This window comes from Rhodoplanes sp. SY1 (assembly GCF_046000175.1).
Taxonomy (GTDB): Bacteria; Pseudomonadota; Alphaproteobacteria; order Rhizobiales; family Xanthobacteraceae; genus Rhodoplanes.
Genome location: NZ_JBEOMB010000001.1, coordinates 1 through 25,990, shown reverse-complemented (window position 1 = coordinate 25,990; position 25,990 = coordinate 1). Strand labels below are relative to the sequence as shown.

At 70.5% G+C, this 25,990-nt stretch carries 20 protein-coding genes; 9 read left to right on the top strand and 11 right to left on the bottom strand.

Annotated elements, in window-relative coordinates; genetic code table 11:
* Positions 1 to 6: 6 nt before the first annotated feature.
* The 4 genes from ABTU92_RS00100 to aspS form a co-directional block, all read right to left on the bottom strand.
* Positions 7 to 309 (bottom strand): glycine zipper domain-containing protein, encoded by a 303-nt coding sequence (locus ABTU92_RS00100; protein WP_244670729.1) that lies wholly within the window; start codon positions 307 to 309, stop codon positions 7 to 9.
* A 104-nt stretch (positions 310 to 413) separates the two neighbouring features.
* Entirely contained in the window at positions 414 to 1,283 is an 870-nt protein-coding gene (gene speE, locus ABTU92_RS00095; protein ID WP_408086441.1) for a polyamine aminopropyltransferase, read from the bottom strand.
* Positions 1,284 to 1,455: 172 nt separating this feature from the next.
* Positions 1,456 to 1,950, bottom strand: coding sequence for an adenosylmethionine decarboxylase (speD, locus tag ABTU92_RS00090; RefSeq protein ID WP_408086439.1), 495 nt, complete (start codon positions 1,948 to 1,950; stop codon positions 1,456 to 1,458).
* 364 nt (positions 1,951 to 2,314) lie between these two features.
* Positions 2,315 to 4,111 carry an aspartate--tRNA ligase gene (aspS, locus tag ABTU92_RS00085; RefSeq protein WP_408086437.1) on the bottom strand — a complete coding sequence of 599 codons (1,797 nt, stop codon included), beginning with the start codon at positions 4,109 to 4,111 and terminating at the stop codon, positions 2,315 to 2,317.
* A 214-nt stretch (positions 4,112 to 4,325) separates the two neighbouring features.
* Here aspS and ABTU92_RS00080 point away from each other — a divergent pair, with 214 nt between their 5' ends.
* Positions 4,326 to 5,960 carry a thiamine pyrophosphate-dependent enzyme gene (locus tag ABTU92_RS00080; protein WP_408086435.1) on the top strand — a complete coding sequence of 545 codons (1,635 nt, stop codon included), beginning with the start codon at positions 4,326 to 4,328 and terminating at the stop codon, positions 5,958 to 5,960.
* 157 nt (positions 5,961 to 6,117) lie between these two features.
* On the opposite strand, the gene ABTU92_RS00075 is transcribed toward ABTU92_RS00080, so the two are convergent.
* A complete protein-coding gene (locus ABTU92_RS00075; protein ID WP_408086433.1) occupies positions 6,118 to 8,964 on the bottom strand; it encodes a PAS domain S-box protein in 2,847 nt (948 codons plus the stop codon).
* Between the two features lie 149 nt (positions 8,965 to 9,113).
* On the opposite strand from ABTU92_RS00075, the gene ABTU92_RS00070 reads away from it, so the two are divergent.
* From ABTU92_RS00070 to ABTU92_RS00055, 4 genes are all read left to right on the top strand, one after another.
* The gene (locus tag ABTU92_RS00070) at positions 9,114 to 9,542 is read left to right on the top strand and encodes a response regulator (protein ID WP_408086431.1); all 429 of its coding nucleotides are present in this window, start codon (positions 9,114 to 9,116) and stop codon (positions 9,540 to 9,542) included.
* A gap of 129 nt (positions 9,543 to 9,671) precedes the next feature.
* Entirely contained in the window at positions 9,672 to 11,963 is a 2,292-nt protein-coding gene (locus ABTU92_RS00065; RefSeq protein ID WP_408086429.1) for a heavy metal translocating P-type ATPase, read from the top strand.
* Positions 11,964 to 12,234: 271 nt separating this feature from the next.
* The gene (rnd, locus tag ABTU92_RS00060; RefSeq protein ID WP_408086427.1) at positions 12,235 to 13,434 is read left to right on the top strand and encodes a ribonuclease D; all 1,200 of its coding nucleotides are present in this window, start codon (positions 12,235 to 12,237) and stop codon (positions 13,432 to 13,434) included.
* Positions 13,435 to 13,723: 289 nt separating this feature from the next.
* Entirely contained in the window at positions 13,724 to 15,226 is a 1,503-nt protein-coding gene (locus tag ABTU92_RS00055) for a PAS domain-containing protein (protein ID WP_408086425.1), read from the top strand.
* A gap of 25 nt (positions 15,227 to 15,251) precedes the next feature.
* Here ABTU92_RS00055 and ppx read toward each other — a convergent pair whose 3' ends face one another.
* The 4 genes from ppx to ABTU92_RS00035 all read right to left on the bottom strand — a co-directional run bounded on the left by ppx (position 15,252) and on the right by ABTU92_RS00035 (position 20,570).
* A complete protein-coding gene (gene ppx, locus ABTU92_RS00050) occupies positions 15,252 to 16,775 on the bottom strand; it encodes an exopolyphosphatase (protein WP_408086423.1) in 1,524 nt (507 codons plus the stop codon).
* A complete protein-coding gene (locus ABTU92_RS00045; protein WP_408086511.1) occupies positions 16,768 to 18,984 on the bottom strand; it encodes an RNA degradosome polyphosphate kinase in 2,217 nt (738 codons plus the stop codon). Before ABTU92_RS00045 ends, ppx begins: the two co-directional genes overlap by 8 nt.
* A 267-nt stretch (positions 18,985 to 19,251) precedes the next feature.
* A complete protein-coding gene (locus ABTU92_RS00040; protein WP_408086421.1) occupies positions 19,252 to 20,004 on the bottom strand; it encodes a chromosomal replication initiator DnaA in 753 nt (250 codons plus the stop codon).
* Entirely contained in the window at positions 20,004 to 20,570 is a 567-nt protein-coding gene (locus tag ABTU92_RS00035; RefSeq protein ID WP_408086419.1) for a CDP-alcohol phosphatidyltransferase family protein, read from the bottom strand. Before ABTU92_RS00035 ends, ABTU92_RS00040 begins: the two co-directional genes overlap by 1 nt.
* Before the next feature lie 167 nt (positions 20,571 to 20,737).
* On the opposite strand from ABTU92_RS00035, the gene purM reads away from it, so the two are divergent.
* From purM to ABTU92_RS00020, 3 genes are all read left to right on the top strand, one after another.
* A complete protein-coding gene (gene purM, locus ABTU92_RS00030) occupies positions 20,738 to 21,814 on the top strand; it encodes a phosphoribosylformylglycinamidine cyclo-ligase (RefSeq protein WP_408086417.1) in 1,077 nt (358 codons plus the stop codon).
* Positions 21,815 to 21,830: 16 nt separating this feature from the next.
* A complete protein-coding gene (gene purN / locus ABTU92_RS00025) occupies positions 21,831 to 22,529 on the top strand; it encodes a phosphoribosylglycinamide formyltransferase (RefSeq protein ID WP_408086415.1) in 699 nt (232 codons plus the stop codon).
* A 228-nt stretch (positions 22,530 to 22,757) separates the two neighbouring features.
* Complete coding sequence (locus ABTU92_RS00020; protein WP_408086413.1) at positions 22,758 to 23,486, top strand: glutathione S-transferase family protein; 729 nt, start codon at positions 22,758 to 22,760, stop codon at positions 23,484 to 23,486.
* A 137-nt stretch (positions 23,487 to 23,623) separates the two neighbouring features.
* Here the strand turns inward: ABTU92_RS00020 and ABTU92_RS00015 are convergent, their stop codons facing one another.
* Both ABTU92_RS00015 and ABTU92_RS00010 read right to left on the bottom strand, forming a co-directional pair.
* Positions 23,624 to 24,631 carry a tripartite tricarboxylate transporter substrate binding protein gene (locus ABTU92_RS00015; protein ID WP_408086411.1) on the bottom strand — a complete coding sequence of 336 codons (1,008 nt, stop codon included), beginning with the start codon at positions 24,629 to 24,631 and terminating at the stop codon, positions 23,624 to 23,626.
* A gap of 193 nt (positions 24,632 to 24,824) precedes the next feature.
* A complete protein-coding gene (locus tag ABTU92_RS00010) occupies positions 24,825 to 25,028 on the bottom strand; it encodes a cold-shock protein (RefSeq protein WP_111360442.1) in 204 nt (67 codons plus the stop codon).
* A gap of 571 nt (positions 25,029 to 25,599) precedes the next feature.
* Between ABTU92_RS00010 and ABTU92_RS00005 the strand changes: the two genes are divergently transcribed.
* Complete coding sequence (locus ABTU92_RS00005; protein WP_408086409.1) at positions 25,600 to 25,929, top strand: hypothetical protein; 330 nt, start codon at positions 25,600 to 25,602, stop codon at positions 25,927 to 25,929.
* The last annotated feature ends 61 nt before the right edge of the window (positions 25,930 to 25,990 follow it).

The window sequence follows — 25,990 nt, the reverse complement described above, 5'->3', positions numbered from 1 at the left end:
GCAGGATCAGTAGCAGTACTGGCGCTGGACGCGCTGATAGCCGCCCGGCACCGCCTGGTAGCAGCGGCCCTCGTACCAGTAGAAGCCGCCGCGGCGCTGCTCGGCCTGCGCGCCGATGATGGCGCCCGCGGCACCGCCGATCAGGCCGCCGGCGATGGCGCCGCCGGCCCGCCCCGTCGCCGCGCCACCGATGATGGCACCGGCCGCGCCGCCCAGGAGGCCGCCCGTGAGCGCGTCCTGCGCGGCCGCCGGGCCGGACGGAGCGAGCGTGAGCGCGACGAGAGCAGCGGCACCGAGGGTCTTGAGCATCGCCATTCCTCCTGAGGGTTCCCGTGCTCCGTGGTCTACGGATCTTTGTGGCTTTTTTGGAATCGACGCGGCGGAACCGCGGCCGCCGACGACCAGTCCGGCGCTCAGGCGGCGGCGACGACGTCGGCGATGAAGCGGGGCAGCGCGAAGGCGGCGCGCTGCACCTCCGGGGTCCAGTAGCGCGTGGCGAACCGCCCCGCCGCGATCCAGCGCCGCTCCAGCTCGGCCGGCTCGGTCTGCCGCAGCGCGAGGTCGTCGGTGGCGAAGCCCATGGCCATGTGGCCGCCCACATAGGTCGGGATCGCGGCGACGTAGCAGGTGCCGTCCGCGAACAGCGACCGGAAATGGCCGACCGAGGTTTTCAGCTCCTCGGGCTGGAAGAACGGCACGCCGTTCTGCGTCACCATCACGGCGCCCGGCGTCATCACGCGCCGGCAGCCGGCGTAGAAGTCGCGGGTGAACAGGACGGCGCCCGGACCCTGCGGGTCGGTCGAATCGACGATGATCACGTCGAAGCGCTCCGCGCTGGTGGCGACGAAGTTCATGCCGTCGGCGATGACCAGATGGAAGCGCGGGTCGGCGAGCACCGGCCCGGTGAACTCGGGGAAATGGGTCTTCGCGAACTCCACCACCGAGGCGTCGATCTCGACCTGGACGAGCCGCGCGACGCCCTCGTGCTTGAGGACCTCCTCGGCGATGCCGCAGTCGCCGCCGCCGACGATCAGCACCCGCGTCGCCGCGCCGTGCGCCAGGATCGGCACGTGGCTCATCATCTCGTGGTAGACGAACTCGTCCCGGGTGGTGACCTGCGTCGCCCCGTCGAGCATCAGCATCTTGCCGAAGGTCTTGTGCTCGAACAGCACGAGATCCTGATGCGCGGTGCGCTCCTCGAACAGCACCCGCTCGGCCGCGTAGGTCATGCGGAAGCCGAGATCGTCGAACAGCGTCTCGGGGATCCAGCGCTTGTCGGACATGTCGAATGGCTCCGCGGCCGTCGCGGCACGGACGGCCTCTCCGTCGTCATGCCCGGCCTCGGGCCGGGCATCCACGTCTTTGCGCCGCGGCGCGGCGTGGATGGCCGGGACGAGCCCGGCCATGACGGTTCGGTGCTAACTCACGGCTCGGTGCTAACTCACGGCTCGGTGGCTACACGCCCTGCCCGCGCAACAGCTCGCTCACGGCGACGCGCTTCGCCGAAAAGGCCTCGCGCAGGATCGGCACGCAGGCCTCGGGCACCGCCTCGCCGCACATGAACACGTCGAGCGCGGCGTAGCCGGCCTCCGGCCAGGTGTGGATCGAGATGTGGCTCTCGGCCAGCACGGCGACGCCCGACACCCCGTTCGGCTGGAAGTGGTGCAGGTGGATGTGCAGGAGCGTCGCCCCGGCGGCGTCGATGCAGCGCCGCAGCGTGTGCTCGATGTGCTCGATCTCGTCGAGCCGCTCGCCGTCGTAGATGTCGATGATCAGGTGGGCGCCGGCGCAGCGCACGCCGTGGCGCACGACGAAATGGTCGAGTCGCGCGGCGTTGCCCCGATCCTCGTCGGCCGCGGGCGCGGTCGGGATCTCGTGCTGGGCGACGTCGCGGACCGCACCTGGACGCTCCAGGCCCGTCCCCGATCGCAAGAGGGCGCTGTGACGCATGTCGTCCTCCCGGGTTCGACGGTGTTTTGGGGAAATGCTGCACGCTGACGCCGCAACGGCGCGGGGCAAGCAGATTGCGAACAAACGAAAGCCGCCGATCGGTCGCTCGGACCAGGGTCAGCGGCATGGGGGTGACATAAGCACCCCGCCCCCGGGGATCAAGGGATTTTTCGGGATGACGGGCGGCGGGCCGTTGTCCCCTCTCCCCGCTGCGCGGGGAGAGGGTGGCGCGACGCGAAGCGGCGCGTCGGGTGAGGGGGCGCTTCCGCATCGCCGAGACTCGCGGCGGCGCCCCCTCACCCGACGTCCGCGCTGATCGCGCGAACGTCGACCTCTCCCCGCGCAGCGGGGAGAGGTGAAGACATCACTTCTGCGGCAGGTTCAGCCGGATGTGCAGCTCGCGGAGCTGCTTCGGCGTCACCTCGGAGGGGGCGCCCATCAGGAGGTCCTCGGCCCGCTGGTTCATCGGGAAGAGGACGACCTCGCGCAGGTTCTCCTCGCCGGCGAGCAGCATGACGATGCGGTCGACGCCCGGCGCGATGCCGCCGTGCGGCGGGGCGCCGAGCGACAGCGCGCGCAGCATGCCGCCGAACTTCGCCTCCAGCACGTCCTCGCCGTAGCCGGCGATGGCGAAGGCCTTCTTCATCACGTCCGGCCGGTGGTTCCGGATCGCGCCCGACGACAGCTCGATGCCGTTGCACACGATGTCGTACTGGATCGCCTTCATGCCGAGGATTTTGTCACTGTCGCCCGGCTCGAGCGCCAGGAACTCGTCCACGGGCATGTTCGGCATCGAGAACGGGTTGTGGGAGAAGTCGATCTTCTTCTCCTCCTCGTTCCACTCGTACATCGGGAAGTCGACGATCCAGCACAGGGCGAACTGGTCCTTGTCGACGAGCCCGAGATCCTCGCCCGCCTTGGTGCGCGCGAGGCCGGCGAACTTGGCGAAGTCCTTCGGCTTGCCGGCGACGAAGAACACGGCGTCGCCGACCTTCAGGCCGAGCTGGTCGCGGATCGCGGTGGTGCGCTCGACGCCGATGTTCTTGGCGAGCGGACCGGCGCCGCCCTCCTCACCCTCGCGCCAAAAAATGTAGCCGAGGCCCGGCTGGCCCTCGCCCTTGGCCCAGTCGTTCATGCGGTCGCAGAAGGCGCGGTTGCCGCCGGTCGGCGCCGGGATCGCCCACACCTGGGCGGTCGGGTCGTTCGCCAGGATGTTGGCGAACACCTTGAAGCCCGAGCCGCGGAAATGCTCGGAGACGTCGGCCATCTCGATCGGGTTGCGCAGGTCCGGCTTGTCGGAGCCGTACTTCCGCATCGCCTCGGCGAACGGGATCAGCGGGAACTTTTGGGTGACGCGCTTGCCCTTGCCGAACTCCTCGAACACGCCGCGCAGCACCGGCTCGACCGCGTCGAACACGTCCTGCTGGGTGACGAAGCTCATCTCGAGGTCGAGCTGGTAGAACTCGCCGGGAGAGCGGTCGGCGCGCGCGTCCTCATCACGGAAGCAGGGCGCGATCTGGAAGTAGCGATCGAAGCCCGACACCATGATGAGCTGCTTGAACTGCTGCGGCGCCTGCGGGAGCGCGTAGAACTTGCCCGGATGGATACGGGACGGCACCAGGAAGTCGCGCGCGCCCTCGGGGCTCGACGCCGTAAGGATCGGCGTCTGGAACTCGAAGAAGCCCTGCTCCTTCATGCGGCGGCGCAGCGAGTCGATGATCTGCCCGCGCAGCATGATGTTGGCGTGCAGCCGCTCGCGGCGCAGATCGAGGAAGCGATAGCGCAGCCGGATGTCCTCCGGATACTCCTGATCGCCGAACACCGGCATCGGCAGCTCGGCGGCGGGCCCCAAGACCTCGATCTCGCGGGCATAGACCTCGACGGCGCCGGTGGGGAGATCCGGGTTCTCGGTGCCGGCCGGGCGGTTGCGCACCAGTCCGTCGACCCGGATCACCCATTCGGAGCGCACCTTCTCGGCCGTGGCGAAGCCCGGCGAGTCGGGGTCGACCACCACCTGGGTGAGGCCGTAATGATCGCGCAGGTCGATGAACAGCACGCCGCCGTGGTCGCGAATGCGGTGACACCAGCCCGACAGGCGGGCCGTGGCGCCGACGTCGCCGGCGCGCAGCGCGCCGCAGGTGTGAGTCCGATAGCGATGCATGGCGGTCCATCGAAGCATACGGCCGGCGCGAGGCGCCCGGCCCGGTGAATTCGGGCCGCACAAGCGCATGCGTCGCGCGGCCTTGTCAAGCCGCGGGGGTGGCCCGCCCGCCCGCGGAAACCGGCCCTCGCGCGACGCCGTTCGCGCCCCGCGACAGCCTCGCCGGCTTCGGCTATACGGCCGCCATCCCCGGGACGCGAGCATCGAGGCGACCATGGACCTTTCGACCACGGCCGACGCGGCCGTCGCGACGCTGCTGGCGCACGGCATCGACACGCTCTATGCGGTGCCCGGCGTGCACAACGACCCGTTGTTCGACGCCCTCTTCCGCAACGCCGAGCGCATCCGCACCGTGCATGCCCGCCACGAGCAGGCCGCCGCCTACATGGCGCTCGGTGCCGCCCTCGCGACCGGCCGGCCGCAGACCTTCGCCGTGGTGCCGGGGCCGGGCCTCCTCAACGCCGGCGCCGCGATCTTGACCGCCTACGCGATGAACGCGCCGGTGCTCGGCCTGATCGGCCAGATCCCCGAGGCCGAGATCGGCCTTTGCCGTGGGCATCTGCACGAGATTCGCGATCAGAGCGGCATCGTCGCCCGCCTCGCCGACCATACGGCCCGCATGCGCGCGCCCGAGGAGGCGGCCCCCTTCGTCGCCGCGGCGATCCGGGCGATGGCGACCGGGCGCCCCGGCCCGGTGCTGCTCGAATGCGCCATGGACGTCTGGGGCCGCCGCGCCGCCCTGCCCCCGGTCGCGCCGCCCGCGGCCCTTCCGGAACCGGAGCTCGACGAGGACGCGCTGCGCGCAGCGGCGAAGCTGCTCGGCGCGGCGAAGAACCCGCTGATCATGGTGGGCGGCGGCGCCCACGGCGCGGCCGCGGAGGTCGCGGCGCTCTCGGCGATGCTGCAGGCGCCGGTCGGGTCCGGCTTCCGCCGCGGCCGCGGCATCCTCACGAGCCGCGATCCGCTCAGCGTCACGCACCCGCTCGCCCATGCGCTGTGGGCCGAGGCCGACGTGGTGCTGGCGGTCGGCACGCGGCTGTTCTTCCCGGTCCGCGACTGGGGCGTCGACGAGGATCTCAAGATCATCCACGTCAACGCCGAGGCGGCCGAGACCACCCGCCACACCGACCCCGCCGTCGCGCTCGTCGGCGACGCGGCGGCGATCCTGCGCCGGCTGATCGACCTCGTTCCGGGCCACAACCGCGCCCGCCCGTCGCGGCGCGCCGAGATGGAGGAGCGTCAGGCGAGGCTGCGCGAAAAGCTCTCGGTGCTGCAGCCGCAGCTCGCCTATCTCGAGGCGATCCGCGCGGCGCTGCCGGACGACGGCATCTTCGTCGACGAGGTGACGCAGATCGGCTTCGCGGCCCGGATCGCCATGCCGGTCTACGCGCCGCGCACGTTTCTCTCGCCCGGCTACCAGGACAATCTCGGCTGGGGCTTCGCCACGGCGCTCGGCGCGGCCGACGCCTGCCGCGACCGGGCGGTGCTGTCGATCAACGGCGACGGCGGCTTCATGTACACGGCGAACGAGCTCGCCACCGCGATGCGGCACCGCATCCCGCTGGTCGCCGTGGTGTTCGCCGACGGCGCCTTCGGCAATGTCCGGCGCATCCAGGAGGAGAGCTACGGCAATCGGCTGATCGCCTGCGACCTCGCCAATCCGGATTTCGTCAAGTTCGCCGAGTCGTTCGGCGCCGCGGCCGAGCGCGCCCGCACGCCGGAGGAGCTTTCCGCCGCGCTGAAGCGCGGCTTCGCCCGGCGCGACATCCCGACCGTGATCGAGGTCCCGGTCGGCCCGATGCCGTCGCCGTGGCCGTTCATCTTCCTGCCGAAGGTGCGCGGGCGGTAGTTTCAAACTCCGTCATTCCGGGGCGCGCCGAAGGCGCGAACCCGGAATCCAGCGGCGAGCACCAAACGCGCGGCTGGATTCCGGGTTCGGCGCTGTGCGCCGCCCCGGAATGACGACCAGACCGATCCCCCGAGATTCAGACGAGAGGCAAGAGCGCCTACTCGGCCGGCGGCTCGTTGGTGGTACGGCGGCGCTTCTTGCGGGCGGCGGCGCCCGGGGCGGCCGGGCCGGCGAGCGCCTCGCGCACCTTTCGGGCGAGGTCGGCCTTGCGGTACGGCTTGTTGAGCAGCGTCACGTCGGGATCGAGCCGGCCGTGGTGGACGATCGCGTCCTCGGCGTAGCCGGACGTGTACAGCACCTTGACGTCCGGCCGCCGGCGCAACACCTCGGCGGCGAGCTCGCGGCCGTTGATGCCGCCCGGCATGATCACGTCGGTGAACAGGAGCTGAAACACCGTGCCGTCGTCGAGCAGCTTCAGCGCCTCCGGCCCGCTGCTCGCCGCGAACGCCGTGTAGCCGAGATCCTCCAGCAGCGTGATCACGTTGCGGCGGACGAGGTCGTCGTCCTCAACCACCAGGATGGTCTCGTCGCCGCCCGTCATGGTGTCGATCGCCGGGGCGTCCTCGTCGCCCTCCTCGCTTTCGACGATGCGCGGCAGATAGAGCTTGATCGAGGTGCCCTGCCCCTCCTCGCTGTAGAGCTTCACGTGGCCGCCCGACTGGCGGATGAAGCCGTACACCATGCTCAGGCCCAGCCCGGTTCCACGGCCGACATCCTTGGTGGTGAAGAACGGCTCGAACACCTTGTCGCGGATCGCCTTGGGGATGCCCGAGCCGGTGTCGGAGACGGCGATCATCACGAAGTCGCCGGGGCGCGCGTCCGGGTTGGTCTCGGCATAGGTCTCGTCGAGCCTGACATTGGCGGTCTCGACCGTGAGCTTGCCGCCGTCCGGCATGGCGTCGCGCGCGTTGACGGCGAGGTTGATCACCGCGGTGGAGAGCTGCGAGGCATCGACCATGGCGGGCCACAGCCCGTCGGAGAGCGCGGTGGCGAGCTCGATGTGCTCGCCGAGCGTCGGGCGCAGCAGGCGCGCCGTGTCGGACATCAGGCCGTTGATGTCGGTCGGCCGCGGGTCGAGCGGCTGCCGGCGCGCGAAGGCGAGGAGCTGGCGGGTGAGATCGGCGCCGCGCCGCGCCGCCTGGTCGATGATCCGCGCGATGGTGGCGAGATGCGGCCGGTCGGCGACGCCCTTGGCGAGGATCTCGATCGTGCAGGTGATGGCCGTGAGGATGTTGTTGAAGTCGTGCGCGACGCCGCCGGTGAGCTGGCCGATGGCGTCCATCTTCTGGCCCTGGCGAAGCTGCCGCTCGATGTGCTTCGACTTCGACAGGTCGTGATAGAGCAGCACGGCGCCGCGCACCGCGCCGTCGCCGTCGAGGATCGGGCGCGCCGTCAGCGACAGCGCGAGGTCGCGGCCGGTCGCCACCTGGCGCAGCACCAGCTCGGTCGCATCGATCGGCTCGCCGCGCAGCACCCGCCGCAGCGGCCGCTCGTTGTGCGGCACCTCGGTCGTGCCGTCGGCCTGGAAGATCGCGTAGGACTGCTCCCAGGCGTCGAGCGACTGCGTCCCGTCAATGCCGAGCAGCGTCTTGCAGGCCGGGTTGAGGTGCAGGAAGTTGCGGTTCTCGTCGGTGACCAGGAAGGCGTCGGGGATCGACGCGATGGTCTTCTCGAACAGCTCGGCGCTGCGCTGCGCCGCGACCGTCTTCTCGAACAGCTCGGAGACGTCGCGGTAGACGATCACGGCCGCCTCGTGCCGGCCGGCCTCGTTGCGGATCGAGCGGCCGCTCGCCACGATGTGCAGGTCGCTCTGGCCGGTCGCCCGCCGGCAGATGATCTCGAGATCGTCGAAGCTCTCGCCGCGGCGGGCGCGGGCGATCGGCGTCTCGTCGGCCGGATAGGGCGTCGTGCCGTCGGGCCGGAAGCGGATATAGACCCGCTGCCAGGCGGCGGAGCCGATTTCGTCGCGGTTGCCGAACATCGCCCGGCACGCCGTGTTGGCGAACAAGGTGCGCCCCTCGGCGTCGATCATCAGGACGGCTTCCGCCATCGTGTCGATCATGGTGCGCAGGAGGTCGCCGTAGCGACGCGCCTCCGCCTCGCTCTCCTTGCGGGCGCGCTCGGCGAGCTGCCGGTCGGTGATGTCGAGCGCGGTGGCGATGCGGTAGCGCACGCTGCCGTCGGCGTTGCGCACGCTGGTGATGTCGAGCTGGACCGGCAGCGACGACCCGTCGCGGCGCAGGAACACCGTGTCGAAGATCACCCGCCCGGTGCGGTCGCCCTCGGCCAGCAGGGCGGCGATGCGGGCGCGCTCCTCCTGCGGATAGCCGTCGAGCACGTTCGAGCCGCACACCTCGGCGACATCGAGACCGACCATCGCGGCGCGGGCCTTGTTGGCGAAGGCGATCGTGTTGGTCGTCGCGTCCGTCACCGTGATGCCGAAGGCGGCGTTCTCGAAGGTGTCGGCCCAGCGCCGCAGCTCGGCCTCGCGAATGACCGTCTCGGTGACGTCCTCGGTGAACAGCACGATGCCGCCGATGGCGCCGCCCGGCTCGTGCCATGGCCGGATCTCCCAACGGACCCAGATGGGCGGACGCCCCGGCACCTCGTAGCGGTCGGCGTCGCAGCGCTCGCTGGCGCCGGCGAGGCAGCGCGCATGGACGTCGCGCCAGCGCTGCGGGATGCTCGGGAAGACCTCGTAATGCGACCGGCCGACCAGCACCTCGCCGGCGACGCCGTGGTCCTCCTGGAACCGGCGGCTGGCGGCCAGGCAGCGCATCTCGCGATCGAACATCGCGATGCCGACCGGCGCCGCCTCGATGCACAAGCGCAGCAGTGCGTCGCGCGCGTGGGCGGGCCCGTCGGCCAGCAGGCCGTCGAGCGGGGTGCTCCCCGCCTTGCGCGGCGCCGGCGGGGCGGGATGGTGTGGGCCGAAGGACTTCATCGGGCTTGTCTTAGCGCGGACATACGGAAAGACGCGAGCTTGTCGCCATCGGGCAGGGCTTTATTTTGACCGACTGTATACACCGCGCCGTGTACCACAGATCCGGCACTCTCTGCACGACCGGTATGACCCAGCGAGGCTCCCTCGCCATGGCACACATCCTGGTGGTCGACGACGACGAGCTTCTCCGGGTCGTGCTCGGTCGCGCCCTGGAAGAGGCCGGCCACACCGTCTCGGCGGTCGCCGGCGGCCGCGACGCGGTGGCGAGCCTCGGCACCGGCCGCTACGACCTCGTGATCTGCGACGTGTTCATGCCCGACATGGACGGGTTCGAGACGCTGCGCGCCGTGAAGGACCGCGCGCCCGACCTGCCCGTGGTGGCGATCTCGGCGGAGCGGCGCTCGCGGCCCGGCGTGCCCTCGCCCGACTTCCTGGAGATGGCGGTCGCCCTCGGCGCCGCGGCGGGGTTGCGCAAGCCGCTGGACCTCAAGGCGCTCAAGGCGCTGGTCGCGCGCTGCCTCGCCGCCGGCGAGGCGAGCGCGCCGGACGTCGCCACGGACCCGTCCGAGGCGGGCTGACGGCTTCGCCGCGAATGCCTCGCAGTCGCGGGCGAAGCCCGGAAAAGACCGTACTTCCAAATACTTCCATGCGATGCTAGCGGATTCGGCGAAGCCGACACCAACGCCGGATACGTCGCCGAGGACCGCATGCGCGAGACTATCGAACGATACGGGCTGGTGGCGATCGCCCTGACCGGGCTCGTCGTCGGCCTCGCGGCCTGGGCGGCCGGCGCGCCCGACGTCGCCCATTGGTCGTGGTTCGCCGGAACCCTGCCCGTCGTGGTCGCGCTGGCGATCTCGATCGTGCGGGCGCTCGCCGCCGGGCGCATGGGAGTGGACGCCGTCGCCTTCGTGTCGATGAGCGCCGCCCTCGTCTTCGGCGAGCCGCTCGCCGGCGTCGTCGTCGCGATCATGTACACGGGCGGCAACGTGCTGGAGGACATCGCCGTGGCGCGCGCCGAGCGCGACCTTCGCGCCCTGGTCGACCGCGCTCCGCGCCTCGCCCATCGCCGCGCCGGCGACACGGTCGAGGACGTGCCGGTCGACGCGGTGGCGATCGGCGACGTGCTCGTGGTGCGGGCCGGCGAGGTGGTGCCGGTCGACGGCACCGTGACGGGCGCCGCGGCCTCGATCGACGAGTCCGCGCTGACCGGCGAGGCGCTCCCCGTGACTCGCCGGGCCGGCGAGGAGGTCCGCAGCGGCACCGTCAATGTCGGCGAGACCTTCGAGATGCGGGCCCGGGCGACCGCCGGCGAGAGCACCTATGCCGGGATCGTCCGCCTCGTGACGGCGGCGCAGACCGCCAAGGCGCCGTTCATCCGCATCGCCGACCGCTACGCGCTCCTGCTCCTGCCGGCGACGCTGGCGCTCGCCGGGCTCGCCTGGGCGCTGTCCGGCGACCCGATCCGGGCGCTCGCCGTGCTGGTCGCCTCCACCCCCTGCCCGCTGATCCTCGCCGCCCCGGTCGCCTTCATCGCCGGCGTGTCGCAGGCGGCCCGCCACGGCGTGCTCGTCAAAGGCGGCGGCGCCCTGGAGGCGCTGGCCGCGACGACGACGGTGTTGTTCGACAAGACCGGCACGCTGACGGTGGGGGGCGCCCGGTTGGTGGCGATCGAGACCGCACCGGGCGAGAGCGCCGGCGACGTGCTGCGGCTCGCCGCCTCGCTGGAGCAGGCGTCGCACCACGTCGTCGCCGGCGCCATCGTGGCCGCCGCCAATGCCCAGGGTCTCGCGCTCACGATGCCGAGCGAGGTGCGCGAGGCGATGGGCACGGGCCTCGAAGGGCGGCTCGACGGCCGGCTCGTCCGGGTCGGCGCACCGTCGCTGACGTTCGGCACCACCCGGCTGCCCGACTGGGCGACGCGGGCGCTGCGTCGCGCCTCCTGGCGCTCGGCGCTGGCCGTGTTCGTCACGGTCGACGGCAAGCCGGCGGGCGCGCTCCTGCTCGCCGACGAGCTGCGCAAGGAGACGCCGCGCGCCATCCAGCTCCTGCGCGGCGCCGGCATCCGCCGCATCATGATGGTGACGGGCGACCGCGCCGACGCCGCCGAGACGATCGGGGCGGCGCTCGACCTCGACGCCGTGCTGGCCGACCGCTCGCCCTCCGACAAGGTCGACGCGGTGAAGACCGAGCAGCGCCTCGCCCCCACCCTGATGGTCGGCGACGGCATCAACGACGCCCCCGCGCTCGCCGCCGCCGGAGTCGGCATCGCCATGGGCGCACGCGGCGCCTCGGCCTCCTCCGAGGCCGCCGACGTGGTGATCCTGGTCGACCGGCTCGATCGCGTCGCCCAGGCCGTCAGGGTGGCGCGCCGCGCCCGCAAGATCGCGGTTCAGAGCATCGTTGTCGGGATGGCGCTGTCGGGCGTCGCGATGGTGGCGGCCGCCTTCGGCTATCTCACCCCGGTCGCCGGCGCCCTGACCCAGGAGGCCATCGACGTCGCCGTGATCCTCAACGCCCTGCGGGCGCTCGGCCCCGGACGCGGCGCCGCCCGGGGTCAGCGCACCATGTCGTCCAGCGCGGCACAGGATTTGCGCGAGGACCACGCCCGGCTGGAGCGCAGCCTCGACACGCTGCGCGGCATCGCCGACGCGCTCGACGACGCCGATCCGGAGGAAGCGGTGCGGCTGGTCCGCGAGGCCGACCGGCTGGTCGCCGCCGAGGTGGTGGCGCACGAGCGCGACGACGAGACCGAGGTCTACCCGTCCCTCACCCGCTACCTCGCCGACAGCCACGGCCTCTCGGCAATGAGCCGGGCGCACCGCGAGATCCAGCACCTCGCCCGCCTGCTCTCCCGCCTCGCCGACGGCCTCGCGCCCGCGGACGTCGACCGCTACCTGGTGCGCGACGCCCAGCGGGTCATCGAATCGATCGAGGCGCTGGTGCGCATCCACAACGCCCAGGAGGAGGACATCTACGAGCATGCCGTCGCGGCCTGAGTCGCAAACCGGACCCGGCGCAGTGGATAACCCGTCCGGAGGACCGGGCCGAGATACCGCCGGCGGAGAGAAATCCTTGATATTCCGACGGGTCGGCCGGTGCCGGCTCGACCTGCGCGCCGTGGCACGCTAAGATTCGCCAAAATGGCATTCAGCCCATGACCCTTCTGTTTCATCGCCTATTCGGCGGCCGCGGCCCCTGCGTCAGACGCAGTCCTGTCCGACATGGTGCCGTCCGATTCCGCCCCGTTCGATGCTGATCGAGGATCCGTTGCGTACGCGAACCGTCCGGGCCGCCGCCGAGCCCGTCGACCTTCCGGCCGTCGAGCCGATCACCACCACCGAGGCGCTGGCCGCCGTTTGCGACCGCATGGCGGCGCATCCCTTCGTGACGGTCGACACCGAGTTCCTGCGCGAGAGCACCTACTACCCGCTGCTGTGCGTCGCCCAGATGGCGAGCCGCGACGAGGCCGTGGTGATCGACACGCTCGCCGAGGGCATCGATCTCGCGCCGTTCTGGGCCCTGATGGCGAACGACCGGGTGCTCAAGGTCTTCCACGCCGCCCGCCAGGACATCGAGATCGTCTGGCACCAGGCGTCGCTGATCCCGACCCCGATCTTCGACACCCAGGTCGCCGCCATGGTGCTCGGATACGGCGACGCGATCTCCTACGACCAGCTCGTGCAGCGCATCACCGGCGACAATCTCGACAAGTCGCACCGCTTCACCGACTGGTCGCGGCGCCCCCTGACACCCGCCCAGGCCTACTACGCCGTGTCCGACGTCACTCATCTGCGCGACGTCTACCTGGCGCTGTCGGACGACCTCGCCAAGCGCGGCCGGACCAACTGGGTCGACGAGGAGATGGAGATCCTCACCTCGCCGTCGACCTACAGGTCCGACCCCGAGACCGCGTGGGAGCGGCTGAAGAGCCGGGTGCGAAAGCCCAAGGAGCTCGCCGTCCTGATCGAGGTCGCGGCCTGGCGCGAGCGCGAGGCGCAGGCCCGCGACGTGCCGCGCGGCCGCGTGCTCAAGGACGACGTCATCGGCGAGATCGCCCTGCAGGCACCGACGACGGCCGAGCGGCTCGCCTCGCTGCGCTCGCTGCCGAAGGGCTTCGAGCGCTCGCGCTGGGGCCAGGACATCCTCGAAGCCATCAAGGCCGGCGTCGCCCGCGATCCGAAGACGCTGCCGCCGATCGAGCGCCATCGTCCGATGACGAACGGCAGCGCCACGGTGGAGCTTCTGAAGGTGCTGCTGCGGATGACGGCGGAGCGCCACGGCGTCGCAGCCAAGGTGATCGCCACGGTCGACGACCTCGAGCACATCGCGGCCGACGACGAGGCCGACGTGCGCGCCCTCAAAGGCTGGCGGCGCGAGCTGTTCGGCGAGAAGGCGCTCGCCCTCAAGCACGGCCGGCTGTCGCTCGCCGTCGAGCGCGGCCGCGTGGTGGCGATCGAGCGCGAATGAGACCGAGCGCGAGCGAGCTCGCGTGAATCGTGCGCGAACGCGCTTCGGTTGCGCCTCCGATGCGTGTGAGGTCGCCCGATCCGAGAGCAAAAGCCAGTGTTCCGGATGAAAAGGCCTAGTCCTTAGGGACTAAGTGAGGTCAATTCGTAGTCACACCAGCGTGAACGCCGTCCCGACCTGGCGGATTTATCGGCGAAAGCTCCGAAAACAGCGACATTGTTTCAAAGTTTAGTAAGTTCGCACCGTCAATCTCCGGCGCCTTGACCTCGCCCCGCCGGAGCCCCTGCATATGCGCCGCTTCTTGTCCTTGCGTTCGCCCGCCGCCACGCTCGCCGCCCTCGACCGGTCCCAGGCCGTCATCGAGTTCCACATGGACGGCACCATCATCACGGCCAACAAGAACTTTCTCGACGCGATGGGCTACTCGCTCGACGAGATCCGCGGCAAGCATCACCGCGTGTTCGTCGAGCCGCAGTACGCCGACAGCTCGGCCTATCGGGAGTTCTGGGCGAAGCTGAACCGCGGCGCGTTCGAGCGGGCGCAATTCAAGCGGTTCGGCAAGGGCGGCAAGGAGGTTTGGATCGAGGCCTCCTACAATCCGGTGCTCGACGCGCGCGGCAAGCCGTTCAAGGTGGTGAAGTACGCCACCGACATCACGGCGCAGAAGCTCGAACATGCCGACCTGCTCGGCAAGGTGAACGCGATCGGCCGCTCGCAAGCCATCATCGAGTTCGAACTCGACGGCACCATCATCACGGCGAACGAGAACTTCCTCGCGGTGCTCGGCTACACGCTCGCCGAGATCCAGGGCAAGAAGCATGGCATGTTCGTCGATCCGGCCGAGCGGGAGAGCGGCGAGTACAAGCGGTTCTGGGAGGCGCTCAATCGCGGCGAGTTCCAGGCCCGCCAATATCGCCGCATCGGCAAGGGCGGCAAGGAGGTCTGGATCGAGGCCTCCTACAACCCGATCTTCGACATGAACGGCCGCGTCTACAAGGTGGTGAAGTTCGCAACCGACCTGTCGAAGCGCAAGGCCGAGAACGCGGCGCTCGCCGACACGTTCGAGCAGACCGTCAAGTCGCTGGTCGGCACCGTCGCGTCGGCAGCCGGCGACATGCAGCACGAGGCGCAGTCGCTCGCCGCCGCGGCCGAGCAGACCACCAACCAGTCGACCACCATGGCGGTGGCCTCCGAGGAGCTTTCCGCCTCGGCCGGCGAGATCGCGCGCCAGCTCACCGAGGCGACCCGGATGATCGACTTCGCCGTGACGGAGGCGCAGAAGTCCGACAAGCTGGTGACCGAGCTGGTGCAGGCCGCCGACAAGGTCGGCGAGGTGACCAAGATGATCGCCCAGATCGCCGCGCAGACCAATCTGCTGGCGCTCAACGCGACGATCGAGGCGGCGCGCGCCGGCGAGGCCGGCAAGGGCTTCAGCGTCGTCGCCTCCGAGGTGAAGACGCTGGCCAGCCAGACCGGCAAGGCGACCGAGGAGATCGAGAATCAGATCCGCGGCATCCAGGACTCGACCAAGACCACGGCGGCGACCATCCAGGAGTTCGCGCGGGTGATTTCGCGCATCAGCGAGGTCAACACCTCGATCTCCGGCGCGGTCGAGGAGCAATCGGCCGCGACCCGCGAGGTCTCGGCCAACATCTCGGGCGTCAAGCAGGCGGCCGAGGAGACGGGTCGCTCGTCGACGCACGTGCTGGGCGGCTCGCAGTCGCTGCAGGAGCGGGCCGGCGAGCTCGCCTCGCGGGTCGACGACTTCCTGGTCCGCGTGCGGGCGATGTGAGGGGCGGAGCGCCCCCGTCATCCTCCTAGACGATCAGCGCCTCGCGGCCGATCAGGCGGGCGAGCTGGCGCAGGCGGTTGGCGACGCGCTCGCCGCCGAGCGTCGCATGCGCCTCGCCGAGCACGAGCTGGAGCTGGCCGCGGCGCACCACCAGGGGCACGGTCGGCAGCAGGTTCGGCATCGCGGCGGAGAGCAGATAGGCGACCCGCATGGCGCCGCCGAGAATACGCGCGCGGTCGATCATCCGGGTGGTGACGAGCTCGCGCACGCCCGGCCCCAGCTCGCCCTCGAACAGCCCGACATGGCGGAAGTAGACGGCAAGCGCCACGAAGGTCCGGCCCGGGTGATCGACGCCGAGCAGATTGGCGTGCGAGATCACGTTGAGCGACTGCTCGCCGCGATAGTCCGGATGCGCCCGCCAGGCGATGTCGCCGAGCAGGCAGGCGACATGACGCAGTCGCTTCTCGTCGGCCGTCTCCTCGATGCCGGTCGACGCCATGAACCGATCGGTCCAATCGATCAGCTCGAGCCCGTGCTCGGGCGAGCGCGACCGCAGCACGTTGAGCTCCTGGGCGGCGTCGATCAGCGGGTCGCGCTTGCGCTCGCGCTCGGGCAGCGCCGAGAACAGCAGGCCCTCGCGCACGCCGGCGGCCGAGACGACGATCTCGCGCGGCTTCGCGGCCCGGATGATGTGCTCCAGCACGACGGCGGCGTAGCCGAGCAGCGGCCGGCGGAACTCGTTGACCGATTCGATCTGCGACAGCGTGTCGGCGTTGACGCGCCGCACCAGCCGGGCGAACTCCAGCGCCTCCCGGGCCGGGATCACGTAGTTCTGCATCACGTGCAGCGGATAGCCGGTCTGGCGCATGTGCAGGCGGGTGAGCGCACGCCAGGTGCCGCCGACCGCGTAGAAGGCGCGCCCCTGCCCGGCCTTGAGGAACTTCACGCCGCGCAACGCCTCGTCGACGATCTTGTCGGCCTTCTTGAGCGAGCGCGCCGAGAGATCCTGCAGCGCGAGGCCGCCGAGCGGCAGCGAGGCGCCGCCGGCGAGCCGGGTGCCCTTCACGTCGACGAGCTCCAGCGAGCCGCCGCCGAGATCGCCGACGATGCCGTCCGGCTTGTGGATGCCGGAGACGACGCCGAGCGCCGAGAGCGTCGCCTCGCGCTTGCCCGACAGCACGTCGATCTCGACGCCGCAGACCGCCTTCGCCTCGCGGATGAACTGCGGTCCGTTCTTCGCCTCGCGGCAGGCGGCCGTGGCGATCACCCACAGCCGCTCGACACCCATCACGTCGCACAGCATGCGGAAGCGCTTCAGCGCGGCGAGTGCGCGCCCTACCGCGTCGGGCGCCAAGAGGCCGGTCGTGAGCACCTCGCGGCCGAGCCCGGCCAGCACCTTCTCGTTGAAGATCGGGGTCGGGTTCCGGCAGAGGCCTTCGTAGGCGACGAGACGGATCGAGTTGGAGCCGATGTCGATGACCGCGACGGGCGGCCCGACGTCGAGCCGGCCCGGGGCGACGGCGGGCGCCGTCTTGGTGCGCTTAAGCACGGTCTCCCCGCCGGGTGAAGCTGCGCGGGGAAGACTCCTTCACGGACTTGCCGCGGCCGGACAGACTCGGATTTGTCATGAAGTATTTATGCGCGTTGAAGGGCTCTTCGCCGGATGCCGCCTTGATACGCGTCGAGCTTCCGTCGGGCAAGAGCGTCCAGCTCTGCTCGTTGTCTTTCAGGTTCGCCATCATGATCTGATCGAGCACCTGCTCGTGCACGGTCGCGTTGAGGATCGGGCACAGCACCTCGACGCGGCGATCGAGATTGCGCGGCATCATGTCGGCCGACGAGATGTAGACATGCGCCTTCGGGTTCGGCAGCGCGGCGCCGTTGCCGAAGCAGTAGATGCGGCCGTGCTCCAGGAACCGGCCGATGATCGACTTCACCTTGATGTTGTCGGAGAGGCCGGCGATGCCGGGGCGCAGACAGCAGATGCCGCGCACCACGAGGTCGATCTTCACGCCGGCCTGCGAGGCGTCGTAGAGCGCGTCGATGATGCCGGGATCGACGAGCGAGTTCATCTTCAGCCAGATGGCGGCCGGCTTGCCGGCGCGGGCATTGTCGGTCTCCTCGCCGATGTGGCGCAGCATGCGCTCGCGCAGGTCGAGCGGCGACACCGCCAGCCGCTCGAGCCCGGCCGGCTCGGCGTAGCCGGTGATGAAGTTGAACACCCGCGCGACGTCGCGGGCGACCGCCGGATCGGCCGTGAAGTACGAGAGGTCGGTGTAGATGCGCGCCGTCTGCGGATGATAGTTGCCGGTGCCGGTGTGCACGTAGGAGACCGGCTGGCCGTTCTCGCGGCGGATCACCAGCGACAGCTTGGCGTGCGTCTTCAGCTCGATGAAGCCGTAGACCACCTGGGCGCCGGCGCGCTCGAGGTCGCGGGCCCAGCGGATGTTCGCCTCCTCGTCGAAGCGTGCCTTCAGCTCGACGACGGCCGTCACCGATTTGCCGAGCTCGGCCGCCTCGGCGAGCGCCCGCACGATCGGTGAGTCCTTGGAGGTGCGATAAAGCGTCTGCTTGATCGCGAGGACGTCCGGATCGCGCGCCGCCTGCTCGAGGAACTGCACGACGACGTCGAACGACTCGTAGGGGTGGTGGACGATCAGATCCTTCTGCCGGATCGCCGCGAAGCAGTCGCCGGCGTGGTCGCGGATGCGCTCGGGGAAGCGCGGATTGTAGGGCACGAATTCGAGGTCGGGTCGGTCGAGCGACGTGAGCTGCGACCACTCCGACAAAGCGAGCACGCCGTCGATGCGGAACACCTCGTCGTCGGCGACGGCGAGCGCCCGCTGGACGAAACGCTGCAGCTCGGGCGGCATCGCCGCGTCGAGCTCGAGCCGGATCACCGAGCCGCGGCGGCGGCGCTTGAGCGCCGTCTCGTAGAGGAGAACCAGATCCTCGGCCTCCTCCTCGATCTCCACCTCCGAGTCGCGCAGCACCCGGAAGCCCGCCTGCCCTTTCAGCGCATAGCCCGGGAACAGCCGCGGGATGAACAGCGCGATGGCGTGCTCCAGCGTGATCAGCCGGATCGCGCCCTCCTCGCCGCCGACGAGCCGGATGAATCGCTCGATCTTGGGCGGCACCCGGATCAGCGCGTTCATGGCGCGCCCGTCGCGGCTGCGCGAGAGCTGCAGCGCGAGCGAAAAGCCGAAGTTCGGGATGAACGGGAACGGATGCGCCGGGTCGATGGCGAGCGGCGTGAGGATCGGGAAGATGTGGGTGAGGAAGTGATCCTCCAGCCAGGCGCGCTCGCCCTTGTGGAGCTCGGCGGCCTCGACGAACACGATCCTCTGCGCGGCGAGCTCGATCTTCAGCGCGCGCCACAGCCGCTGCTGCTCCTCGCCGAGCGTCTGGACGCTCTCGTTGATGCGGGCGAGCTGCTCGCTCGGGGTGAGGCCGTCCGGGCTCTTGGTGGCGATGCCCTCGCGCACCTGGCCCTTGAGGCCGGCGACCCGGACCATGAAGAACTCGTCCAGGTTGTTGGCCGAGATCGACAGGAAGCGCACCCGCTCCAGCAGCGGATGATTGGGGTTCGCCGACTCCTCCAGCACACGCCGGTTGAACTGGAGCCAGGACAGCTCGCGATTGATGTAGCGGGTCGGGTCGTGCGGCCGCTTGCGCTTGGCGGGCTTGGGGGCGACCGGCGCGATCCCCGACGCGCCGGGAACCACGACCGTCGGATCGATGTCTTGCTGGTCGACCATGCTGTTTTGGGCCTCGATGCTGCTTCGGGCCGCGATGTCCTGGGCCATGCTGTCCTGGGCCATGCTGTCCTGGGCCATGCTGTCCTGGGCCATGCTGTCCTGGGCCGTGCTGTCCTGTTCGGGCCGTTCCGGCCGACCGGTTTCATCCGGCAGCCGGGCGTCCCGCAACCGGCCGGTTGCGCCGTCCGAGTCACGACTATGGGCGTCCGCGCGCGGCAAGGCCAGCCCGAGCCGTGGCGGCATCCGGTAGCATGGTGACGCAGACGTTCAGGCGCCGGCGGCGCCCGGCCCTGCCGGCGCGCCGGCGCCGTCCTCGTCGTCCCAGCCGCCCTCGCCGGCTTCTTCGCCCCGGCCCAGAACCTCGATGGCGAGCGCCCGGGTGACCGGTCGCTTGCGGCGCAACCCTTCCTGGTCGAGCGCCGCCACCACGGCGCGGGCGGCGGCGAGCGAGCGTTCGATCCGGCGCTCCACATAGGTGAGCAGCCCCTCGTCGACGACGAGCTGGCGGTCGGCGAACAGCTTCACCAGGACGGCGCGCAGCAGCGTCGCATCCGGCGCCTCGATCTGGACCACCGGCATGGCGCGCAGCCGCGAATGCAGGTCGGGCAGCCGCAGCGTCCAGCCGGCCGGCGGAGTCTCGGCGGTGAGGACCAGGAAGGTGCCCTGGGCGCGGGCGAGGTTGAGGAGGTGGAACAGCGCCACCTCGTCGACGCCGGGCGCGACGTCGTCGAGCGCCAGAGCCCCGGCGGACAGCGCCTCGGGCACGCCGGCCTCGGTCAGGGCGGCGGCCGGCAGCACGCGGGCGCCGGCCCGCTCGGCCCAGATCGCCGCGAGATGGCTCTTGCCGGTCCCGACCGGGCCGGCGACCACCAGGCCGCGGGCCGGCCAGTCGGGCCAGCGGTCGACGAGGCCGAGCGCGGCGGCGTTCGACGGACTCTCCAGGAAGTCGTCGCGGGAGAAGCTCTCGGGATGCTCCAGACCGAGCGCGAGCTGCCCCGGATCGGTGGGGCGGACCGCCATCAGCCGGGCTCGCTCTCGGCCGCCAGATGGCGGACCCATTCGCGCGTGTAGAAGCCGATCGAGAGGAGCGTCGTGGCCGCCACCATGTACATGATGATCGACTGCACCGGCTCCGCGTCGAAGCCGAAGCCGAGCGCGCCGAGCACCAGCGACGCGAAGACGATCTGCACCACCGTGTTGACCTTGGAGATCGCCAGCGGCCGCACCTTGATCGGCTTGCCGAGCAGCAGCGTCAGCGTCACGGCGCCGACGATGAGGATGTCGCGCGACACCACAAGGATGACCAGCCACAGCGGGATGCGGCCGAACCAGCCGAGCCCGACGAAGATCGCGACGATCAGCATCTTGTCGGCGAGCGGATCGAGGTGAGCGCCGAAGTCGGTGGTCATCCCGAAGCGCTTGGCCAGGAACCCGTCGACCGCGTCGGAGACTCCGGCGGCGACGAACAGGAGGAAGGCCAGCCGCATCTCGCCCGCGGCGATCGCCCACACCAGCACCGGTACCATCAGGATGCGGACGATGGTCACGATATTCGGGAGATTGTTAACGACGCTCGGAAAATTCACGCTCGACCCCGGCTCACCCGGACCCGGCCCCGGTCCGGCACACAGATGTCCTCGATTATTCCTTTGGCGAACCTGAATTTCTTATTGTGATCGGCAGCGTTGCGCCAGACCCGATTCCGCCGTACCACCCGGCATCTTCGACGCACCCGACCTGCGAGGCCCGAATCATGAGCGAGACTAGCCGACCGGGCCTGACCTATGCCGACGCGGGTGTCGACATCGACGCCGGCAACCGCCTGGTCGACCTCATCAAGCCGCTGGTGCGGGCCACCCGTCGCGCCGGCGCCGACGCCGAGATCGGCGGCTTCGGGGCGGTGTTCGACCTCAAGCCGGCCGGGTTCAAGGACCCGGTCCTGGTCGCCGCGACCGACGGGGTCGGCACCAAGCTGAAGATCGCGGTGGAGACCGGCCGGCATGCCACCATCGGCATCGACCTCGTCGCCATGTCGGTCAACGACCTCGTCGTACAGGGCGCCGAGCCCCTCTTCTTCCTCGACTATTTCGCCTGCGGCCGGCTCGACCCGGAGCGCGCGGCCGCGATCGTCGGCGGCATCGCCGAGGGCTGCCGGCAGGCCGGCTGCGCCCTGATCGGCGGCGAGACGGCCGAGATGCCGGGCGTCTACCAGGGCGACGACTACGACCTCGCGGGCTTCGCGGTCGGCGCCGCCGAGCGCGACGGCCTGCTGCCGCGGCCGGTCGCCGCCGGTGACGTGGTGCTCGGCCTCGCGTCCTCGGGCGTGCATTCGAACGGCTACTCGCTGGTGCGCCGGATCGTCGCGCGCTCCGGCCTCGCCTTCGACGCACCCGCCCCGTTCGACCCGGCCCGCTCGCTCGGCGAGGCGCTGCTCGCGCCCACCCGCATCTATGTCGCAGGGTGCCTGGCCGCGATGCGCGAGACCCGCGCCGTCAAGGCCTTCGCCCACATCACGGGCGGCGGCTTCCCGGACAACATCCCGCGCGTGCTCGGCAAGGGCCAGGGCGTGCGCATCGACCTCGACGCCGTGCCGGTGCCGCCGGTGTTCGGCTGGCTCGCGAAGACGGGCGGGGTCGAGATGCTGGAGATGCTGCGCACCTTCAACTGCGGCGTCGGCATGATCGCCGTCACGGCCCCCGAGGAGGCCGACGCGGTCGCGGCGGCGCTGACCCGGGCCGGCGAGAGCGTCGCCCGCATCGGCACCGTGGTCGACGCCGCGCCGGACGCGCCGCGGGTGACCTATACGGGCCGCCTCTCGCTCGACGCCTGACCGGAAGCGACACCCGATGACGAGCGCCGACGAGACGCGCACCGGGGCGCATCGCGCCGCGGCGGGCCGCGCAAGAGTGGCGATCCTGATCTCGGGGCGCGGCTCCAACATGGCGGCGCTGATCGAGGCGGCCGCCGACCCGACCTTCCCGGCCGAGATCGCGCTCGTCCTCTCCAACCGCCCCGACGCCGCCGGGCTCCTGCGCGCCGCCGCGGCGGGCATACCGACCGAGGTCGTCGACCACAAGCCGTTCGGCAAGGACCGCGAGGCGTTCGATCGGGCCATGGACGCGGTGCTGCGCGACCACGGCATCGAGATCGTCTGCCTCGCCGGCTTCATGCGGCTGCTGACGCCATGGTTTGTTGGCGCCTGGGAGGGGCGGATGATCAACGTCCACCCGGCCCTGCTGCCGTCGTTCAAGGGGCTCGACACGCATGCCCGCGCGCTCGCGGCCGGCGTGCGGCTGCACGGCGCCACCGTGCATCTCGTCGTGCCGGAGATGGATTCGGGGCCGATCATCGTGCAGGGCGCCGTTCCGGTGGGCGACGACGACACCGAGGCGAGCCTCGCCGCGCGCGTGCTCGCGGTCGAGCATCGCATCTACCCGCTGGCGCTGCGCTGGCTCGCCGAAGGCCGGATCACGGTCGCGGCCGGCCGCTGCCGCATCGCCGGCGCGGCGGCGCCCGAGGGGGCGATGATCGCGCCGTCTGTGTGATACGGATTCGGGCCGATCCGACCTCGGTCGTTCCGGGGCGCAGCGAGCTGCGAACCCGGAATCCAGCGGCAAACTCTTCGGTCTTGGCTGGATTCCGGGTTCGCGCTTTCAGCGCGCCCCGGAATGACCATCGACGGGGCCAAGCGGATACGGTTCGAGCCGCGGCGTCACAGGGCCGCCACAGCCGGCCGCATCATGGCATTCGGCAAGAATCCCCCGAGGAGCTCCATGATCACGCTGTACGGCTTCGGCCCCGCTTTCGGGCTGCCCGACCCGAGCCCGTTCGTCACCAAGGCCGAGACGCTCCTGAAGATGGCGTCCGTGCCCTACCGGGCCGTGACCGGCAACCTGCGCAAGGCGCCGAAGGGCAAGCTGCCCTATATCGACGACGACGGCGCCGTGATCGCCGACTCGACGCTGATCCGCTGGCATCTCGAGACGAAGTATGGCCTCGCCCTCGACAAGGATCTCGACGACGCGCGGCGCGCCGTCGCCTGGGCGTTCGAGAAGATGATCGAGGAGCACCTCTACTGGGCCTTCCTCCACGCCCGCTGGGTGGACGACGCCAATTTCGACCGCGGCGCGCGGCAGTTCTTCGGCGCCGTCCCGGCCCCGATGCGCGGCCTCGTCATCGCCATGGTCCGCCGCAGCGTGCGCCGCGACCTGCACGCGCAAGGGATGTCGCGGCATTCGCCCGAGGACATGCTGCGCATCGGCACCCGCTCGATCGACGCGGTCGCCGACCATCTGGGCGACAAGCCGTTCTTCATGGGCGACCAGCCGACCAGCGTCGACGCGACCGTGTTCCCGTTCATGGCCGGCGCGCTGTGCCGCCAGTTCATCACGCCGCTGCGCACCGCGGCGGAGCGCCGCCCCAACCTCGCGGCCTACGTGGCCCGCATGGCGCAGCGCTATTTCCCCGACTATCCGGAGCTGACCGGCGGCGCGACGAGCTGACCTCGAAGCCCGGTCATTCCGGGGCGCGAGCCGAAGGCTCGCGAACCCGGAATCCAGTCGCAGACACGGCGTTCCGGGCTGGACTCCGGGTTCGGCGCTGCGCGCCGCCCCGGAATGACTCGGCGTCGAATCTTGCCCTACTGGCTGACGATCCGGTGCGCCCTGATCACCTCGGCCCACACGGCGGTCTCGCGGCGGATTCTTGCCGCGAAGACGCCCGGCCCCTCGACCGTCACGGTCACGCCCTGGGCCGCGAGCTTGTCCTGCACGGCCGGCGACTGCAGCACGTCCGCCGTGACGGCGGCGAGCGCATCGCGGGTCGCGTCCGGGACCGCCTTGGGCGCGAGCATGCCGTACCACGACGTCACGTCGATGCCGGCGACGCCGGCCTCGGCGAGCGTCGGCACGTCGGGGACGAGCGGGCTGCGGCGCGCGGTCGTCATCGCCAGCGGCACGACGCGCTTCGCCTGGATGGCCGGCAGCGCCGCCGTCAGATTGGTGGCGACGAGCCCGATGTGATTCCCGATCACGTCGGTGAGCGCCTGCGACGAGCCGCGATACGGCACATGGGCGAGCGCGACGCCGGCCGTGTCGTTGAACAACTCCATGGCGAGGTGGAGCTGGCTGCCGACGCCCGGCGAGCCGTAGCTGATCCGCTCGGTCCTCGCCTTGGCGATCAGATCGGCGATCGTCGACACGCCGAGCCCCGGCGCGGCGACGATGATGTTCGGCGCGCTGGCGAGCAGCGTGACGGGCGAGAAGTCCTTCTCGACGCTGAACGGCAGGTTCGGCATCAGGGTCGGGTTGATGGTCAGGTTGCCGGCCGGGATCAGCAGCAGCGTCGCCCCGTCGGGGGCCGCCTTGCGCACCATGTCGATGCCGATATTGCCGGCCCCGCCGGTGCGATTCTCGACCATGGCGGCGTGGCCGGAGCGGGCCTGGAAGGTGTCGGCGAGCAGCCGGCCGAGCACATCGACAGGGCCGCCGGGGCTGAACGGCACGACGAGCGTCATGGGCCGTTGCGGGAATCCCGGCGGCACGCCCGTCGCCTGCGCGAGCGGCGCGGCTAAGGGCAGCGCCGCGGCGCCGGCCAGCATCGTGAGAAGACCGCGACGGGTCGGACGGAAGGAGCTCACGGGGGTCATTCGGGGGTCTCCGCTCGGGCGCAGCCCCATCCTGAGGGACTACGCATTCCTACGGAGATGATACGCAAGCCACATGCCACGCGCATCCTCCGGCGGCGAGCCCGGACGGCCGCCCGCGGGCATAAAAAAACCCCCGGTGAGAACCGGGGGCTACGGGACGCACCCGCAAGCCGGACGAAGCCGGCCGGGCCGCTTACGCGACCTTGAGGTTCTCCGCGGAGGTCTTGCCGCGGTTGGTGACGAGTTCGTACTCGATCACCTGACCTTCATTCAGGGTGCTGAGGCCGGCCCGCTCGACAGCCGAGATATGGACGAACACGTCCTTATCGCCGGTCGACGGCCGGATGAACCCATAGCCCTTCGTGGGGTTGAACCATTTGACGGTGCCTTTTTGCATCGTCGGTCTCCTGATCAAAGTCTGACGTCGCGATGGACGCGAATGCCGACGAGGGGTCGCCGGCCTTCACGTAACAACCTGGATTTTTGGGGAGATCCGAATCGTTGACGTCATTCGACGCTGCGCGGCCGGAACGGCCAAAAACCGATTGCCACGACCAGATAACGACAGATCCGAGGCCGACGCAAGTTTAAAGCGACATAGCCCGATGGGGATGTACTTCGAAATCGCATGTGTAGTCCGATCTTTACGCAGAGCCATACCTTGTTGCACTGCATCAAGGTCTCTCTGCCCGGCGCGTCCCGATCGAAACCCCAGCGTCAAGCGTGCTTTACGGCGGGATCGGGCTGCTGCGGCATTACCGTAGAAATACCCCCCGATCATCACGGCTACAGGATGTCGCAGGGGCGCGGTAGGATGATCTGCCCCCGAGGAACAATCCTCGTTAAATGGAAAGACCTAGCGCCATAGTCTTCGCGTCTGTCCGGGGCCGTACTTTGCTTTCGCCACCCCGCCGAGCAGCGGGCGACCTCCGGAGACGCCGGATCATGGCCGGGTCGCGGAGACTCAGATGGCTCCTGTGAAGACGGCACCGGACTGGCACGAGCCGGCCCTCGGTTTGCCGCGTTCGGCCCTGCCGCTCGCCGCGTTGTCGGCGGCCGTCACGGTGCCGCTCGCCCTGTTCGCTTGGGTCTTGCCGACCGGCATCGTGATGTCGGCCTTCGCGCTGCTCGCCGTCGTGATGGCCGGTGCGTTGGCGGTCGCCGATCGCGCCTCCGGTCCGCCCCGACGGACCGACCGGCCGACGCTGCGCGACATCGCCGGCGCCTTCGCGCTCACCGCCGCGACCGCGACCGTGCTGGCCGACATCGACGGCACGGCCCGCTGGCTCGGCCTCTAGGCCCGCCGGCTCGGGCGTCGATACGCCCGAGCGTTCTTCGGGCGAACGCGACGGCGCTCGC